At 71.1% G+C, this 16,964-nt stretch carries 15 protein-coding genes; 8 read left to right on the top strand and 7 right to left on the bottom strand.

From position 1 onward, the window contains the following. Nucleotides 1-93: 93 nt before the first annotated feature. From OG623_RS27450 to OG623_RS27440, 3 genes are all read left to right on the top strand, one after another. Entirely contained in the window at nucleotides 94-1,020 is a 927-nt protein-coding gene (locus OG623_RS27450; protein ID WP_406150079.1) for an ABC transporter ATP-binding protein, read from the top strand. Further along, nucleotides 1,017-1,784, top strand: coding sequence for an ABC transporter permease (locus OG623_RS27445; protein WP_406150078.1), 768 nt, complete (start codon nucleotides 1,017-1,019; stop codon nucleotides 1,782-1,784). Before OG623_RS27450 ends, OG623_RS27445 begins: the two co-directional genes overlap by 4 nt. A 76-nt stretch (nucleotides 1,785-1,860) precedes the next feature. Then, nucleotides 1,861-2,874 (top strand): COX15/CtaA family protein, encoded by a 1,014-nt coding sequence (locus tag OG623_RS27440; RefSeq protein WP_406150077.1) that lies wholly within the window; start codon nucleotides 1,861-1,863, stop codon nucleotides 2,872-2,874. Between the two features lie 56 nt (nucleotides 2,875-2,930). On the opposite strand, the gene OG623_RS27435 is transcribed toward OG623_RS27440, so the two are convergent. The 4 genes from OG623_RS27435 to OG623_RS27420 form a co-directional block, all read right to left on the bottom strand. After that, nucleotides 2,931-3,896 (bottom strand): sugar kinase, encoded by a 966-nt coding sequence (locus OG623_RS27435; RefSeq protein WP_406150076.1) that lies wholly within the window; start codon nucleotides 3,894-3,896, stop codon nucleotides 2,931-2,933. Further along, nucleotides 3,893-4,546 carry a bifunctional 4-hydroxy-2-oxoglutarate aldolase/2-dehydro-3-deoxy-phosphogluconate aldolase gene (locus OG623_RS27430; protein ID WP_406150074.1) on the bottom strand — a complete coding sequence of 218 codons (654 nt, stop codon included), beginning with the start codon at nucleotides 4,544-4,546 and terminating at the stop codon, nucleotides 3,893-3,895. Before OG623_RS27430 ends, OG623_RS27435 begins: the two co-directional genes overlap by 4 nt. A 147-nt stretch (nucleotides 4,547-4,693) precedes the next feature. Beyond that, nucleotides 4,694-5,077, bottom strand: a complete 384-nt coding sequence (locus OG623_RS27425; RefSeq protein WP_406150073.1) for a hypothetical protein — start codon at nucleotides 5,075-5,077, stop codon at nucleotides 4,694-4,696. Nucleotides 5,078-5,189: 112 nt separating this feature from the next. Further along, nucleotides 5,190-6,143 (bottom strand): heme o synthase, encoded by a 954-nt coding sequence (locus OG623_RS27420; RefSeq protein ID WP_406150071.1) that lies wholly within the window; start codon nucleotides 6,141-6,143, stop codon nucleotides 5,190-5,192. A 285-nt stretch (nucleotides 6,144-6,428) separates the two neighbouring features. Here OG623_RS27420 and tkt point away from each other — a divergent pair, with 285 nt between their 5' ends. The 5 genes from tkt to pgl are packed head-to-tail and all read left to right on the top strand — an operon-like array spanning nucleotide 6,429 to nucleotide 13,014. Then, nucleotides 6,429-8,516, top strand: a complete 2,088-nt coding sequence (tkt, locus tag OG623_RS27415; RefSeq protein WP_406150069.1) for a transketolase — start codon at nucleotides 6,429-6,431, stop codon at nucleotides 8,514-8,516. A gap of 34 nt (nucleotides 8,517-8,550) precedes the next feature. Next, nucleotides 8,551-9,669, top strand: a complete 1,119-nt coding sequence (tal, locus tag OG623_RS27410; RefSeq protein WP_406150068.1) for a transaldolase — start codon at nucleotides 8,551-8,553, stop codon at nucleotides 9,667-9,669. 5 nt (nucleotides 9,670-9,674) lie between these two features. Then, nucleotides 9,675-11,207: a glucose-6-phosphate dehydrogenase gene (gene zwf / locus OG623_RS27405; protein WP_406150066.1), complete on the top strand. Its 1,533-nt coding sequence runs from the start codon at nucleotides 9,675-9,677 to the stop codon at nucleotides 11,205-11,207. Beyond that, nucleotides 11,204-12,235: a glucose-6-phosphate dehydrogenase assembly protein OpcA gene (gene opcA / locus OG623_RS27400; protein WP_406150064.1), complete on the top strand. Its 1,032-nt coding sequence runs from the start codon at nucleotides 11,204-11,206 to the stop codon at nucleotides 12,233-12,235. The genes zwf and opcA overlap by 4 nt, the downstream gene beginning before the upstream one ends. After that, nucleotides 12,232-13,014, top strand: a complete 783-nt coding sequence (pgl, locus tag OG623_RS27395) for a 6-phosphogluconolactonase (RefSeq protein ID WP_406150062.1) — start codon at nucleotides 12,232-12,234, stop codon at nucleotides 13,012-13,014. Before opcA ends, pgl begins: the two co-directional genes overlap by 4 nt. Before the next feature lie 73 nt (nucleotides 13,015-13,087). Here the strand turns inward: pgl and OG623_RS27390 are convergent, their stop codons facing one another. Genes OG623_RS27390 through pgi form a run of 3 tightly spaced genes read right to left on the bottom strand, consistent with a single transcriptional unit; the run spans nucleotide 13,088 to nucleotide 16,752 of the window. Continuing rightward, nucleotides 13,088-14,596 carry a PH domain-containing protein gene (locus OG623_RS27390; protein ID WP_406150060.1) on the bottom strand — a complete coding sequence of 503 codons (1,509 nt, stop codon included), beginning with the start codon at nucleotides 14,594-14,596 and terminating at the stop codon, nucleotides 13,088-13,090. After that, nucleotides 14,593-15,096 (bottom strand): PH domain-containing protein, encoded by a 504-nt coding sequence (locus OG623_RS27385; RefSeq protein WP_406150058.1) that lies wholly within the window; start codon nucleotides 15,094-15,096, stop codon nucleotides 14,593-14,595. Before OG623_RS27385 ends, OG623_RS27390 begins: the two co-directional genes overlap by 4 nt. A 3-nt stretch (nucleotides 15,097-15,099) precedes the next feature. Continuing rightward, the gene (pgi, locus tag OG623_RS27380) at nucleotides 15,100-16,752 is read right to left on the bottom strand and encodes a glucose-6-phosphate isomerase (RefSeq protein ID WP_406150057.1); all 1,653 of its coding nucleotides are present in this window, start codon (nucleotides 16,750-16,752) and stop codon (nucleotides 15,100-15,102) included. Between the last annotated feature and the right edge of the window lie 212 nt (nucleotides 16,753-16,964).

Genomic DNA, 16,964 nt, shown 5'->3' with positions numbered 1-16,964 from the left:
GGCGGCCGGCGGCGCGGCAGCCGGAACGCTCCGCGAACCCGGAGGGAACCCGGCGCGTCGGACCCCTCCCCCACCGGCCTAGAATTGCCCGCCATGAGCAGCGAGCCCGTCGTACAGGCCAGGGGCCTGGTCAAGCGGTACGGCACGGAAGCGGCGGTGGACGGCCTCGATCTGGAGGTCGCGGCGGGCGCCGTGACCGCGGTCCTCGGCCCCAACGGCGCCGGCAAGACCACCACGATCGAAACCTGCGAGGGCTACCGCCGTCCGGACGAGGGGACCGTACGGGTCCTCGGCCTCGATCCGGTCGCCGACGCCGCCGCGCTGCGCCCGCGCATCGGCGTGATGCTCCAGTCGGGCGGCGTCTACTCCGGCGCCCGCGCCGACGAGATGCTGCGCCACATGGCCAAGCTGCACGCCCACCCGCTGGACGTCGACGCGCTCGTCGAGCGCCTCGGGCTCGGCAGCTGCGGCCGGACCACCTACCGCAGGCTCTCCGGCGGCCAGCAGCAGCGTCTCGCCCTGGCCATGGCCGTGGTGGGCCGCCCCGAGCTGCTCTTCCTCGACGAGCCGACGGCGGGTCTCGACCCGCAGGCCCGCCGCTCGACGTGGGACCTGGTCCGGGAGCTGCGTGCCGACGGCGTCTCGGTCGTCCTCACCACCCACTTCATGGACGAGGCCGAGGAGCTCGCCGACGACGTCGCCGTCATCGACGCGGGACGGGTCATGGCCCAGGGCAGCCCGGAGCAGCTGTGCCGCGGGGGCGCCGAGAACACCCTGCGCTTCACCGGCCGCCCCGGCCTGGACCTCGGCTCGCTGCTGAAGGCGCTGCCCGACGGCAGCGAGGCGGCCGAGCTCACCACCGGCGCCTACCGCATCACCGGGCAGATCGACCCGGAGCTGCTGGCGACCGTCACCTCCTGGTGCGCCCAGCACGGGGTGATGCCGGACGGCATCGCGGTGGAGCGGCACACCCTGGAGGACGTCTTCCTGGAACTGACCGGCAAGGAGCTGCGCGCATGAGCGCCGGTACGTACACCCCGCGCCCCGGCGCCGCCCCGCTGCCCCGCATGATCGCCGCGCAGGCCGCGCTGGAGACGCGGATGCTGCTGCGCAACGGCGAACAGCTGCTGCTCACCGTGGTCATCCCGACCCTGCTGCTCGTGCTGTTCAGCGCGGTCGACATCGTCGACACCGGTGCGGCCGAGCCGGTCGACTTCCTGGCGCCCGGGGTCCTGGCCCTCGCGGTGATGTCCACGGCCTTCACCGGCCAGGCCATCGCGACCGGCTTCGAGCGCCGCTACGGGGTGCTCAAGCGGCTGGGCGCATCGCCCCTGCCCCGCTGGGGCCTGATGACGGCGAAGACACTCTCGGTGCTGGTCACGGAGGTGTTGCAGATCGTCCTGCTGACGGTGATCGCCTTCGCCCTCGGCTGGTCGCCCGAGGGCAACCCCTTCGCGGTGCTGCTGCTCCTGACGCTGGGCACCGTGGCCTTCTCCGGGCTCGGGCTGCTGATGGCGGGGACGCTGAAGGCCGAGGCGACGCTGGCCGCGGCCAACCTGGTCTTCCTGCTGCTGCTGGTCGGCGGCGGGGTCATCGTGCCGCTGGACAAGTTCCCGGACGCGGCGCAGTCGGTGCTGGGCCTGCTCCCGATCGCGGCGCTCTCGGACGGGCTGAGGGACGTCCTCCAGCACGGCGCGGCGATGCCCTGGGGCGACGCCGCGGTCCTGGCCGTCTGGTCGGTCGTGGGACTGGGCGCGGCGGCACGGTTCTTCCGCTGGGAGTGAGCGTCCCGACGCGCTCCGTCGCAGGTGCGGGCGTACTCCTCCCCCTCGTGAAAGCTTGCACAAGCGGCCGCCTACGATGGTCCGCGTGCCCAAGCTGACCCGAGCCGAAGTCGCTCAAGCCGTGCGGAACCCGCTCCTCTTCATCGCCGAACGCTGGACTCCGTCCCCCCGGACGGTGCGCCGTGCGGCGATGTCGGCCGTCGTCATGGCGGTCGTGATCGTCGTCACCGGCGGTGCGGTGCGGCTGACCGGTTCCGGTCTCGGCTGCCCCACCTGGCCCAAGTGCACCGAGGAGAGCCTGACCGCGACGAGCGCGATGGGCTTCCACGGCGTCATCGAGTTCGGCAACCGGATGCTGACGTACGTCCTGTGCGCGGCGGTCGGCTGGGCGATCATCGCCGGCCGGTCGGCGAAGCCGTGGCGGCGCGGGGTCACCCGGCTCGGCTGGGCGCAGTTCTGGGTGGTCATGAGCAACGCCGTTCTCGGCGGCGTCGTCGTGCTGGTCGGCCTCAACCCGTACACCGTGGCGGCGCACTTCCTGCTCTCCACCGCCCTCCTCACCCTCGCCCTGCTGACCTGGCAGCGGGTCCGGGAGGGCGACACCGAACCCCGCCCGCTGGTCGGCAAGGCGGTCTCGCAGCTGACCTGGCTGCTGGTGGTCGCGGCCGGGCTGCTGATCGCGGTCGGCACGGTGGTCACGGGGGCCGGACGGCACGCCGGGGACTCCAGCGACGTCCACCGCATCCCGATCGACTGGAAGATGATCGCGCAGCTCCACGCCGATCTCGCCTGGGTCGTGGTGGCGCTGACCGTCGCGCTCTGGTTCGTCCTGAAGGCCGTCGACGCCCCCGTCGGCCCGCTGCACCGCACCCGGGACCTGTTCCTGATCCTGATGGCGCAGGGCGTCATCGGCTATGTGCAGTACTTCACCGACACCCCCGAGATCCTGGTCGGGCTGCACATGTTCGGCTCGTGCCTGGTCTGGATCGGCGTCGTGCGCGTGCTGCTGTCGCAGCGCGAGCGGCCCGTGTCCGTTCCCCAGGTGCCCGGCCCTGCGGCCGAGCGGCCCGAGCCCGCCGCCGCGGGCTGAGCCCCGGCCGCCGGGTCGAGCCCCGGCCGCCACCACGCTTCAGGCCCGTGGCGACATCACCGGCCTGATGCCCATTCCTCCGGCGCCGCGTCCAGCAGCGCGGCGAGCCGGCCAGGGCCGGGAAGCGGTCCGTGGTCCCCGGTGACCCGCAGCGCGGCTCCCGCGGTGAGGTGGCCGAGCCGCAGCGCGCGTACAGGTTCCTCGCCGCGCAGCAGTCCGGCGAGGAACCCGGCGGCGAACGCGTCACCCGCGCCGACCGGTTCGACGACGTCGACCCGGGGTGCGGGCACGGTGTGGGTCCTGCCGCCGTCGAAGGCGGTCGCGGCCCGTCCGCCGTCCTTGACGACCAGGACACGGGGCTCGGGCAGGAGCTCGCGCACATCGGCCGCGTCCCGCAGTTCCTCCCCCCACAGGGCCTGGGCCTCGTCGAGGCCGACGAAGGTGATGTCCGCCCGCCGGGCGAAGGCCAGCAGCACGGCGGGGGCCGTGCCGTCCGGCCACAGGGCGGGCCGGTGATTGACGTCGAAGCTGACGGGGCAGGGGCGTTCGGCCGCGGGAGGATCCAGCAGCGCGGCGACCAGGTCGCGGCAGCTCGCGGAGAGCGCCGGGGTGATGCCGCTGAGGTGGACGAGTCCGGCGGTGCGCACCGCGTCGCCGGTGAGCAGGTCCGGGGTCAGGGCCGAAGCGGCGGAGCCGCGGCGGTAGTAGTGGACCCGGGTGCTTTCGGTGCCGGGGTCCTTGACGAGGAGCCCGGTCGGCCGGTGCGGGTCGGTGCGCACCCCGCTGACATCGACACCGGAGGCGGCCACTTCGCCGAGGATCCGGCGGCCGAACGGGTCGTCGCCGAGGGCGGAGACCCAGCGGGCCGGCACCCCGTGGTCGGCGAGATACATCGCCACGTTCGACTCCGCGCCGGCGATCCGTACTCCGAGGTGTCCTGCGCCCTCCAGCGGGGCGGCCGGCTCCGGCACGAGTGCGGCCATGGTCTCGCCGATGCAGGTGACCGGGGGACGGGCGTTCATCGCCCGCTGTCCGTGGGGAGACGCACGACATCGAGGAAGCCGCGGGCACGGGCACGCAGCGCTTCGGCGCCACCGCCGTCGGTGCCGCTGTCGGCGGCGTCTCCGATCAGCGGGGAGCCGACACCCACGGCGATGGCACCCTGGGCGAGATAGCCACGGGCCAGTTCGGCATCCACTCCCCCGACCGGCACGAACGGCGCGTCGGGGAACGGCCCGCTCAGGGCCTTCAGATAGCCGGGTCCGCCGGCCTGCGCCGCCGGGAAGAGCTTGTACGCGTCGGCGCCGAGCCGCTGTGCGGCCACGATGTCGGTGGGGGTCATCACCCCCGCCAGTACGGGCAGCCCGAGACGCTTCGCCTCGCTGACGCCCTCGCACACGGCAGGGGTGACGACGAAGTCGGCCCCCGCCTCCTCTGCCGCGCTCGCGTCCGCACCGGTCAGGACGGTGCCCGCGCCGAGCGGTGCGGTGGGGCCGAGGGCGGCACGGGCCCGCCGGATGACATCGAGCGCGTCCTTGCCGCTGAGGGAGACCTCGATGAGCGCCAGGCCCTCGTCGGCCAGGGTGAGTACGGTCCTGAGCGCGGCGTCCGGGTCGTCGCCGCGCACGATGGCGACGATCCGGTGGGTGCGCAGTGCGGTCAGCAGATCCATGTGCGCATTCACGGTTCCTTCGGTACGGAGGGTTGCTGTCTCTGTCACGGTTTCCGCGGTCACGATGACGCACCGGCACACCTCGCCGTCGCGCGGGGCACGGGTCGACGATTCCCCCTGGCCACGCGGGCCTTGGACAGGCCGGGCTCAGGCCTTGTCGGACGGTCCGCCGACCTGGATGCCGGCCATCCGGGACCATTCGTACGGCCCGGTCCTGACCTTGGCCGCGAAGTCGCCGTCGAAGTTCTCGTGGACCGTGATGCCCGCCTTCCGCGTGGCGCTCTCGGCCACGGCGTAGGAGGGCGCGACCAGGTCGCCCCAGCCGCCGTCCTCGCCGACCAGCACGATGCGGGTGCCCATCTGGCCGAGGTGGGCGAGCTGCCCCTCGGCTCCGCCGTGCGCCTTGGCGAAGGAACCGATCTGCTTGGCGAGCCTGGCGGCCTTGCGCTCCGCGCGGGCCGCGCGCCTGCTCTCGGCCGCCTGCTCGCCGTCGTCCGTCTGCTGGGTCCGGTGCTCTGCCGTCTCTGCCATGAACAGGATGCTACCGACGGGTAGATCAACTGGCGACGGGCGGGGGGCGTGGCATCGGCCACGTCCCCCGCCCGTCGGCGGAGATTCGGTACGCGCGGGAGTGCCCCAGGAGCTACCTCAGGAAGGGGTCGACCGCGACGGCGACGAAGAGGAGCGAGACATAGGTGATGGACCAGTGAAACAGCCGCATCTCCTTGAGCTTGCCGCCGGTCACGCCGGACTTCGCCCGGTTCTGCAGGCCGTGCGCCTCCCAGAGCCAGAATCCGCCGGTCAGCAGCGCCACCGCCGTGTAGAACCAGCCGGTGTAGCCCAGCGGGGTCAGGAGCAGCGAGACGGCCACCATCACCCAGCTGTAGATGACGATCTGGCGGGCGACCACCTTGTTGGAGGCGACGACCGGAAGCATCGGCACACCGACCCGGGCGTAGTCCTCCTTCACCTTCATCGACAGCGGCCAGTAGTGCGGCGGCGTCCAGAAGAAGATGACGGCGAAAAGAATGACCGCGGCCCAGGACATCGAATTGGTCACGGCGGACCAGCCGATGAGGACGGGCATGCAGCCGGCGATTCCGCCCCAGACGATGTTCTGCGAAGTACGGCGCTTCAACACCATCGTGTAGACGACGACGTAGAACAGAAGTGCGCCGAGCGCGAGCGCCGCGGAGAGCCAGTTGACGAAGAATCCGAACCAGACCGTTGAAATCACCGCGAGAGCGATTCCGAAGGCGAGGCACTCCCGCGGGCTCACCATGCCCGTGACCAGCGGTCGCTGGGACGTACGGTCCATCAGCGCGTCGATGTCACGGTCGATATACATGTTGAGCGCATTGGCACCACCCGCGGAGAGATATCCGCCGATGGTGGTGGTCACTACGAGCCATAGATCGGGCACGCCCTGAGCGGCGAGGAACATCACCGGAACGGTGGTGATCAACAGCAGCTCGATGATGCGCGGCTTGGTAAGAGCCACGAATGCCTTGATGCGGGCCCCGAACGGGCGATGGCCCACTGGGCTCGGAGTCAAGGCGACCCCTGCGGGTCGGGACTCGACGGCCGTCACGCACACCCCTGACAGAGAAATCCCAGCAAGCTCCAGGCCTGAGGACCCGGTAAAGACTTGCGCGAACCAGACCACTGTAGACGTTGGGCACACACCGCTCTTCGCGGGGGTGGGGTCGTGTTGGGGTGGCGCAGAAGTGAACGCGGGTGCTCATACGGGAGGCGAACTCCGCAGGTCGCCCGCACTGTGGAAAGGGCGAAAGCAGGGCCGTGCGACGGGGGTAGGCTCGGCAATGCCCGGTGCGGTATCCAGTCACCGGTTTACAACAGTGGAGAGGAGCCCTGACTCAGGGTGAGCACCAAGCCGACCACCACAGACCTCCAGTGGACCGAATTGGACCAGCGGGCCGTGGACACTGTCCGTGTCCTCGCCGCGGATGCCGTACAGAAAGTCGGAAACGGCCACCCGGGCACGGCGATGAGCCTCGCTCCTGCCGCATACACCCTCTTCCAGAAGGTGATGCGCCACGACCCGGCGGACGCGGACTGGACCGGACGCGACCGCTTCGTGCTGTCCGCGGGCCACTCCAGCCTGACGCTGTACATCCAGCTCTACCTCGCCGGATACGGCCTGGAGCTGGACGACCTCAAGTCGTTCCGCACCTGGGGCTCCAAGACCCCGGGCCACCCGGAGTACGGCCACACCACCGGTGTCGAGACCACGACCGGCCCGCTGGGCCAGGGTGTCGCCAACGCCGTGGGCATGGCGATGGCCGCCCGCTACGAGCGCGGTCTCTTCGACCCGCAGGCGCCCGCCGGTACCTCCCCGTTCGACCACACCGTCTGGGTCGTCGCCGGTGACGGCTGCCTCCAGGAGGGCATCTCGGCCGAGGCGTCCTCGCTGGCCGGCCACCAGAAGCTCGGCAACCTGGTGCTGCTGTGGGACGACAACCACATCTCGATCGAGGGTGACACGGAGACCGCGGTCTCCGAGGACACCCTGAAGCGTTACGAGTCCTACGGCTGGCACGTCCAGCGGGTGGACCAGCTGCCCAGCGGCGACCTGGACCCCGAGGGTCTGTACCGCGCGCTGCTGGCCGCCAAGGCCGAGACGGAGCGCCCGTCGTTCATCGCGGCCCGCTCGATCATCGCCTGGCCCGCGCCGAACGCCCAGAACACCGGCGCCTCGCACGGCTCGGCGCTCGGCGACGACGAGATCGCGGCCACCAAGCGGGTGCTCGGCTTCGACCCGGAGAAGACCTTCGAGGTCTCCGACGAGGTCATCGCGCACACCCGTGAGGCGCTGGACCGCGGCCGCGAGGCCAAGGCCGAGTGGGAGAAGTCCTTCGCCGCCTGGCGCACCTCCAACCCGGAGCGCGCCGCCGACCTCGACCGCGTCGACGCCGGCGAGCTGCCCGCGGGCTGGGAGAACGAGCTCCCCGTCTTCGAGGCCGGGCACTCGATCGCCACGCGTGCGGCGTCCGGCAAGGTCCTTCAGGCGCTCGGCGGGGTCATCCCCGAGCTCTGGGGCGGCTCCGCCGACCTCGCCGGCTCGAACAACACCACGATCGACAAGACGTCGTCGTTCCTCCCGGCGGGCAACCCGCTGCCCGAGGCCGACCCGTACGGCCGGACGATCCACTTCGGGATCCGCGAGCACGCCATGGCCGGGGCCATGAACGGCATCGCGCTGCACGGCAACACCCGTATCTACGGTGGCACCTTCCTGGTGTTCTCCGACTACATGCGCAACGCCGTGCGCCTCTCCGCGCTGATGCACCTGCCGGTGACGTACGTCTGGACGCACGACTCGATCGGTCTCGGCGAGGACGGCCCCACGCACCAGCCCGTCGAGCACCTCGCCTCGCTGCGCGCGATCCCGGGCCTCAACGTCGTCCGTCCCGGTGACGCCAACGAGACGTCCATCGCCTGGCGCGAGATCCTCAGGCGCGGCAAGAAGGACTTCGGCAGGAGCGCCCCGCACGGCCTGGCGCTGTCCCGCCAGGGTCTGCCGACCTACCCGGCGAACGAGAACGCGGCCAAGGGCGGCTACGTCCTCCTCGACGCCGAGGGCGGCGACGCGCAGACGGTCCTGATCGCCACGGGCTCCGAGGTCCAGCTGGCCGTCGAGGCCCGCGACGAGCTCCAGGCGGCCGGTGTGCCGACCCGTGTGGTCTCCATGCCGTGTGTCGAGTGGTTCGAGGAGCAGGACCAGGCGTACAAGGACAGCGTGCTGCCGCCGTCCGTGAAGGCCCGGGTCGCCGTCGAGGCGGGCATCGGCCTCACCTGGTACCGGTACGTGGGCGAAGCGGGCCGGATCGTCTCGCTGGAGCACTTCGGTGCGTCGGCGGACGCCAAGGTCCTCTTCCGCGAGTTCGGCTTCACCGCCGCACACGTCGTGGAAGCCGCCCGGGAATCTCTCGCCGCCGCCGCGCGCTGACGCGGATATACGACTAGTAGGAGATGCAATTCTCATGACAGACGCACTCAAGCGCCTCTCCGACGAGGGCGTGGCGATCTGGCTGGACGACCTCTCGCGCAAGCGGATCACCTCCGGCAACCTCGCCGAGCTCATCGACCAGAGCCATGTCGTCGGTGTGACGACGAACCCGTCGATCTTCCAGAAGGCGATCTCCCAGGGCCACGGTTACGACCAGCAGCTCACCGACCTCGCCGCCCGCAAGGTCACCGTCGAAGAAGCGATCCGCATGATCACGACCGCGGACGTACGCGACGCGGCCGACATCCTGCGCCCCGTCTTCGACGCCACCGACGGCCAGGACGGCCGGGTCTCCATCGAGGTCGACCCGCGCCTGGCCCACAACACGCGGGCCACCATCGCCGAGGCCAAGCAGCTCGCGTGGCTGGTGGACCGGCCGAACACGCTCATCAAGATCCCGGCGACGAAGGCGGGCCTGCCCGCCATCACCGAGACCATCGGGCGTGGCATCAGCGTCAACGTCACGCTGATCTTCTCGCTGGAGCGCTACCGCGAGGTCATGGACGCCTACCTGGCGGGCCTGGAGAAGGCGAAGACCGCGGGTCTCGACCTCTCCCGGATCCACTCCGTGGCGTCCTTCTTCGTGTCCCGTGTGGACACCGAGATCGACAAGCGCCTGGACGCGGTCGGCAGCGACGCGGCGAAGGCCGCGAAGGGCAAGTCGGCCCTCGCCAACGCCCGTCTGGCCTACGAGGCGTACGAGGAGGTCTTCGCGAGCGACCGCTGGGCCGCCCTGGACAGGGAGCACGCCAACAAGCAGCGCCCGCTGTGGGCCTCCACCGGCGTCAAGGACCCGTCCCTCAAGGACACCCTGTACGTCGACGACCTCGTCGCGCCGAACACCGTCAACACCATGCCGGAGGCGACGCTGGACGCCGTGGCCGACCATGGTGACATCACCGGCAACACCGTGGCCGGTGGCTACGACCAGGCGCGTGCCGACCTCGAAGCGGTCAAGAAGCTCGGGGTCAGCTACGACGACGTCGTCCAGGTACTGGAGGACGAGGGCGTCGAGAAGTTCGAAGCCGCCTGGATCGACCTGCTCAACTCGACCGAGGCGGAGCTCAAGCGCCTCGCCCCTTCGGAGGGCTGACCACCTTGTCTGGTGTTCCCGGAGCCAACCCGCTCCGTGACGCCCAGGACCGACGGCTCCCGCGTATCGCGGGGCCGTCGGGCCTGGTGATCTTTGGCGTCACGGGCGATTTGTCCCGTAAAAAGCTGATGCCCGCCGTCTATGACCTGGCCAACCGCGGCCTGCTGCCACCGGGCTTCTCGCTCATCGGCTTCGCGCGCCGCGACTGGGAGGACGAGGACTTCGCCCAGGTCGTCCACGATGCCGTCAAGGAGCATTCCCGCACCCCCTTCCGCGAAGAGGTCTGGCAGCAGCTCAGCCAGGGCATGCGCTTCGTCCCGGGCAACTTCGACGACGACGTCGCGTTCGAGACCCTCAGGGCCACGATCGAGGAGCTCGACAAGGCGCAGGGCACGGGCGGCAACTTCGCCTTCTACCTCTCCGTGCCGCCGAAGTTCTTCCCCAAGGTCGTCCAGCAGCTCAAGAAGCACGGGCTGGCCGACCAGAAGGAAGGCAGCTGGCGACGGGCCGTCATCGAGAAGCCCTTCGGCCACGACCTGGAGAGCGCGCAGGAGCTGAACCAGCTCGTGCACGACGTCTTCCCGCCGAACGAGGTCTTCCGTATCGACCACTACCTCGGCAAGGAGACGGTCCAGAACATCCTGGCGCTGCGCTTCGCCAACACGATGTGGGAGCCGATCTGGAACAGGTCGTACGTCGACCACGTCCAGATCACGATGGCCGAGGACATCGGCATCGGCGGCCGGGCCGGTTACTACGACGGCATCGGCGCCGCCCGTGACGTCATCCAGAACCACCTGCTCCAGCTGCTGGCGCTGACGGCGATGGAGGAGCCCGGCTCCTTCCACCCCAAGGCGCTGGTCGCCGAGAAGCTCAAGGTGCTCACCGCGGTGGAGCTGCCCGACGACCTGGGCAAGCACACGGTGCGCGGTCAGTACGCGCACGCCTGGCAGGGCGGCGAGGAAGCGCTCGGCTATCTGGAGGAGGACGGTATCGACCCCAAGTCGAAGACCGACACCTTCGCCGCGATCAAGCTGACGATCAACAACCGCCGCTGGGCGGGTGTGCCGTTCTATCTCCGTACCGGCAAGCGCCTCGGCCGCCGTGTCACCGAGATCGCGGTCGTCTTCAAGCGCGCCCCCTATCTGCCCTTCGAGTCCGGCGCGACGGAGGAGCTCGGCGGCAACGCCCTGGTCATCCGGGTGCAGCCGGACGAGGGGGTCACGGTGCGCTTCGGCTCCAAGGTGCCCGGCACGTCCATGGAGGTGCGGGACGTCACGATGGACTTCGCCTACGGCGAGTCCTTCACGGAGTCCAGCCCGGAGGCGTACGAGCGGCTCATCCTCGATGTGCTGCTCGGTGACGCCAACCTCTTCCCGCGCCACCAGGAGGTCGAGCTCTCCTGGAACATCCTCGACCCGATCGAGGAGTACTGGGACAAGCACGGCAAGCCCGCCCAGTACCCGGCCGGCACGTGGGGACCGGCCGAGGCCGACGAGATGCTCGCACGCGACGGACGGAGCTGGCGCCGGCCATGAAGATCGATCTCACGGAAACCACGTCCAGCAAGATCAACCAGTCGCTGGTCTCGGCGCGCCGTTCCATCGGCACGCCCGCCATCGGCATGGTGCTCACCCTCGTCATCGTCACCGACGAGGAGAACGCCTACGACGCGCTGCGGGCGGCGAGCGACTCCTCCCGGGAGCACCCGTCGCGGATCATCGCGGTGATCAAGCGGGTCAGCAAGTCCCCGCGCGCCCGGCGCGACGCACGGCTCGACGCCGAGCTCCGGGTCGGTTCCGACTCGGGCTCGGGCGAGACCGTCGTGCTGCGGCTCCACGGCGAGCTGGCCAACCACGCCCAGTCGGTCGTCCTGCCGCTGCTGCTGCCGGACGCCCCGGTCGTGGTGTGGTGGCCCGAGGACGCCCCGGCCGACCCGGCCAGGGACCCGCTCGGCGCGCTCGCCCAGCGTCGTATCACCGACACCTACTCCGCCGAGCACCCGCTCGACGAGCTGTCGGTGCGTGCGGCGACGTACCGGCCGGGCGACACCGACCTGGCCTGGACGCGCATCACGCCCTGGCGCTCCATGCTGGCGGCGGCGCTCGACCAGCAGCCCGCGCAGATCGTCTCGGCGACGGTCGAGGGCGAGTCCGACAACCCGAGCTGCGAGCTGCTGGCCATGTGGCTCGCGGACCGGCTCGGGGTCCCGGTGGAGCGCACGCTCTCCGGCGGACCCGGTCTGACGGCCGTACGCATGGAGACCAAGAACGGCACGATCGTCCTCGACCGGCCCGACGGCTCGCTGGCGACGCTCTGCATGGCCGGGCAGCCGGACCGTGCGGTGGCGCTCAAGCGGCGGGAGACCGCCGAGCTCCTCGCGGAGGAGCTGCGCCGTCTGGACCCGGACAACATCTACGAGGCCACGGTGAAGTTCGGCGTGGAGCGCCTCGGCGGGCCCACGGAGCCTTCGGCCGTCGGTACGGGGCAGAAGAAGCAGGAGCCCACGGGTTCCGCGGCTCCTGCCGCGAAGAAGGCGGCGGCCAAGAAGGCGGCGTCGAAGTGACTGCTCCGCAGCTCGTCGTGCACCGCGACAAGGAGCTGATGGCTCAGGCCGCGGCGGCCAGGCTGATCACGAAGGTGGTGGACGCCCAGGCCGCTCGCGGTTCCGCCTCGGTGGTCCTGACCGGCGGGCGCAACGGCAACGGCCTGCTGGCCGCGCTCGCCGGCTCGCCCGCCCGGGACGCGATCGACTGGTCGCGGCTCGATCTGTGGTGGGGCGACGAGCGGTTCCTGCCCGAGGGCGATCCGGAGCGCAATGTCACGCAGGCCCGCGAGGCCCTGCTGGACAAGGTGGGTCTGGATCCCGCCCGGGTCCACGCGATGCCCGCGTCCGACGGGCCGTACGGCGGCGACGCCGACTCGGCTGCGGCGGGGTACGCGGCGGAGCTCGCCGCGGCGGCCCGCCCCGAGGACCACGGGCCGGTGCCGGCGTTCGACGTGCTGATGCTGGGCGTGGGACCCGACACCCATGTCGCCTCGCTCTTCCCCGAGCTGCCCGCGGTGCGGGAGACCGAGCGCACCGTCGTCGGTGTGCACGGCGCTCCCAAGCCGCCGCCCACTCGTGTCTCGCTCACGCTGCCCGCCATCCGGGCGGCGCGCGAGGTGTGGCTGCTGGCCGCGGGTGAGGACAAGGCGGAGGCGGCCGAGATCGCGCTGTCCGGTGCAGGGGAGATCCAGGCACCGGCGGCGGGGGCCTACGGCCTCAGCCGCACGCTGTGGCTGCTGGACGCTCCGGCGGCCTCGCGGCTGCCGCGCGCGCTGTATCCGCCCGCCTCGGCGTAGGCACATACCGGTCGAGGGCCCGGTTCCGCTCCCCCTGGGGCGGAACCGGGCCTCTTCTGTGCGTCCCCATGTCTCAGGACCGGTCGAGGAAGGGCTCCAGCAGTCCGGGCACGGCATCGGCGGCGAAGACCAGGCCCTCGGACGCGTCCGTGTCGTACGCCGTGTAGGCGCCCGCCCCCGCGGCCGTCGTGGCGGTGACGCTCAGCAGCCCGGCCCTGCGCTGGAAGCAGGACTGCCGCACGGTCCAGCCGATCACGCCCTCCCGCTGGAGGGCCGCCGTGGAGCGGCGGAGCGAACCTGAGCGGGTGACGAGGTACGTGCCGCTCAGCGTGTGTCCCAGGGACCGGTACGCGTCGAGTGCACCCGCCACCGCGAGCGGGGCGCCCACGACCGCGCAGCCGAGCGCGATCCACAGCAGGACGGGTGTCAGCAGGACGCCCAGGACCGCCAGGACCACCACGGGGGCGAGGACCCCGGCGATGTTCCGTCGCAGCCGCCGGCCACGGGCGGCCGCGGGGTGCGGGGTGAGCGGGGCGCCGGTCGGTGAGACGGGCTCACGCAGGACCTCCGCCGCGATCGCGTCGGCGAAGGGGCGTGGCGTGGCGGGCAGCAGGGTGTTGTGATCGGCGCCCTGGCTCTCCTCGTCCTTCGCCAGGCCCGTGGTGATGGCGTCCACCCGGGCGGCACCCGCCAGCCGTACGCCCAGGGGCTCCACCAGGTCCACCCCGCGCAGCCGCCGCTCCTCCACGGACAGCGAGCGCGCGGTCAGCAGCCCGCGCCGCACCCGCAGGGTGCCGCCCGGCTCCCGCTCCAGGCGGTAGTTCCACCACATCTCGATCCACAGACCGAGCGCACCGACGACACCGGCGACCAGCGCCGCCGCGACCAGGACGATGATCGCCCAGACCAGCGGGGTCTCGCGGAAGCGGTCCGCGACCCAGTCGATCACCTCGCCCTGTGCGCCGACCCAGTCGCTGACCTGCATCACACCACCGGCGGCCGCGCCACCGAGCATGGGCGCGACGAAGGAGACCGGTGCGTAGCGGATCCAGCGGGGATCGAGCCTGGCCAACTCGCCCTCGCGGTGCGTGCCCGGGGACGCGACGGCGATCCGGTCGAGGAGTTCGCCGCGCAGCCGCTCCCCCTCGGCGCGGGTGACGGGATCGAGCTCCAGTGTGGACTCGCCGGTCTGCTCGCCGGTGCCGATCCGTACCACGACGAGACCGAGCATCCGTTGCAGCGGATCGGCGGTCAGGTCGACGCTGCGGATCCGCTCGCGGGCCAGCGAACGCCGTTTGACCAGCAGGAGACCGGTGTGCAGCTCGACGCGTTCGCCGCCCACGCGGTAACGGGTGCGGCGCCAGCGCACGTAGTCACCGGCTGCCGCACAGCCGATGAGCAGCGCGGCGCCGGCCAGGGCCCAGCCGATGGCCGCCGGGTATCCCAGCCGCCCGGACAGCCCCGCGACGGCCGGCACCGCGGCGCCGAAGGCCACCCCCGCCGTGACGAGGGCGGTGACGAGGACCGTACGCCGGTCGATCCGCAGCCACCCGGGTCCCGTCGCGTCGGCGGCGGTGCTCATGTCGCGTCACCGGGGGTGTCCTGGGTGATCCGGGTGAGCCGCTCGACGAGATCGGCGGCCGTCGCGTGCCCGAGGCCCTCGATCTTCACGGCGCCCTTGGCCGAGGCGGTGGTGACGGTGACCGTGGCCAGCCCGAAGAGCTGTTCCAGCGGGCCGCGCACGGTGTCCACGGTCTGGATGCGGGACATCGGCGCGATCCGCCACTCCCGCAGGAAGACCCCGGTCCGTACGTAGACCGCCTCGTCGGTGACCTCCCAGCGGTGGGTGCGGAACCACCAGAGGGGGAAGAGGACGGCGCAGGACAGCCCGATGACCGCGAGCACGGCGGCGGGCGTCCACAGCCAGAACCTGGCCGGGGCGACGAACGCGCCGATGACGCCCAGGACCCCGACCGGGGCCGCCGTCAGCAGGAGCCACCGGGTCCGCCACCAGCCGACGGCTCCGCGGGCCGGCTGGTGACGCGGTGGCCTGAGCCGTACCGCCCCCTCCCCCGTGGTCATCGCTCAGCGGCCGCGCAGCGAGCGGTACGTCGCGACGAGCGCGGCGGTGGAGCTGTCCAGCTGTTCGCCTCCGGTGCCCTCGGTGAGGACCGGCTCGATCTTCTTGGCGAGCACCTTGCCGAGCTCGACACCCCACTGGTCGAAGGAGTCGATGTTCCAGACGGCGCCCTGGACGAAGACCTTGTGCTCGTAGAGCGCGATCAGCTGGCCGAGCACCGAGGGGGTGAGACGGTCCGCGAGGATCGTGGTCGTCGGGTGGTTGCCGCGGAACGTCTTGTGCGGCACGAGCTCCTCGGGCACGCCCTCGGCGCGGACCTCGTCGGGCGTCTTGCCGAAGGCCAGGGCCTGGGTCTGGGCGAAGAAGTTGGCCATCAGCAGGTCGTGCTGGGCGATCAGTCCGGGCAGCAGGTCGTGGACCGGTGCGGCGAAGCCGATGAAGTCGGCCGGGATGATCTTCGTGCCCTGGTGGATCAGCTGGTAGTAGGCGTGCTGTCCGTTGGTGCCGGGGGTGCCCCAGACGACCGGGCCTGTCTCCCACTCCACCGGATTGCCGTCCCGGTCGACGGACTTGCCGTTGGACTCCATGTCCAGCTGCTGAAGATACGCGGTGAACTTGGACAGATAGTGGCTGTAGGGCAGCACCGCGTGCGACTGGGCGTCGAAGAACTGGCCGTACCAGACGCCGAGGAGTCCCAGCAGCAGCGGGGCGTTCTCCTCGGCGGGGGCGGTGCGGAAGTGCTCGTCGACGAGGTGGAAGCCGTCGAGCATCTCGCGGAACCGCTCGGGGCCGATGGCGATCATCAGCGAGAGGCCGATCGCCGAGTCGTAGGAGTACCGGCCTCCGACCCAGTCCCAGAACTCGAACATGTTGGCCGTGTCGATGCCGAAGTCCGCGACCTTCTCCGCGTTCGTCGACAGCGCCACGAAGTGCTTGGCCACGGCCTCCTGACCGGCCCTCAGCTCGGTGAGCAGCCAGTCGCGGGCGGAGGTGGCGTTGGTGATGGTCTCGATCGTCGTGAAGGTCTTGGACGCGACGATGAAGAGCGTCTCGGCCGGGTCGAGGCCCTGGACGGCCTCGTGGAGGTCGGCGCCGTCGACGTTCGACACGAAGCGGACGGTGAGCGAGCGGTCCGTGAAGGAGCGCAGCACCTCGTACGCCATGGCGGGTCCGAGGTCGGAGCCGCCGATCCCGATGTTGACGATGTTCTTGATCGGCTTGCCGGTGTGGCCGGTCCACTCCCCCGCCCTGATCCGGTCGGAGAAGGCCGCCATCCTGTCGAGGACGGCGTGCACGGCCGGCACCACGTTCTCGCCGTCGGCCTCGATCACGGCGCCACGCGGGGCACGGAGCGCGGTGTGCAGGACGGCGCGGTCCTCGGTGGTGTTGATCTTCTCGCCGCGGAACATCGCGTCCCGCAGCCCGGCCACGTCCGTGGCGGCGGCCAGCTCGCGCAGCAGACGCAGCGTCTCGTCGGTGACGAGGTGCTTGGAGTAGTCGATGTGGAGGTCGCCGACCCGCAGGGTGTAGCGCTCCCCACGCTCCGGCGTATCCGCGAACAGCTGCCGCAGACGCGTCTCGCCGAACTCCTCACGGTGCTTGCCGAGAGCCGTCCACTCGGGCAACTGGTTGAGCTTGGTTCGGCTTTGTGCGTTCATCCCGGAAATCGTCCACTTCTCTCGTACCTGCAACCTTCCCCGCTGCCCCTCCAACCTAATTGATCCTGGGGGTGCGGCGGGGCACCGGCGAGCTGGTGGACGGCATACGGATTCCGGCCGGGCACCCAGGGGGTGACCGGCCGGTGAACGTCAGGGGTCCTAGGACGACACGCCCTAGATGTATTGATCACGAGCGTTGTTGACACTCAGTG

Source organism: Streptomyces sp. NBC_01012 (assembly GCF_045162755.1).
Classification (GTDB): Bacteria; Actinomycetota; Actinomycetes; order Streptomycetales; family Streptomycetaceae; genus Streptomyces.
This window is presented reverse-complemented; position numbering and strand designations above follow the sequence as displayed.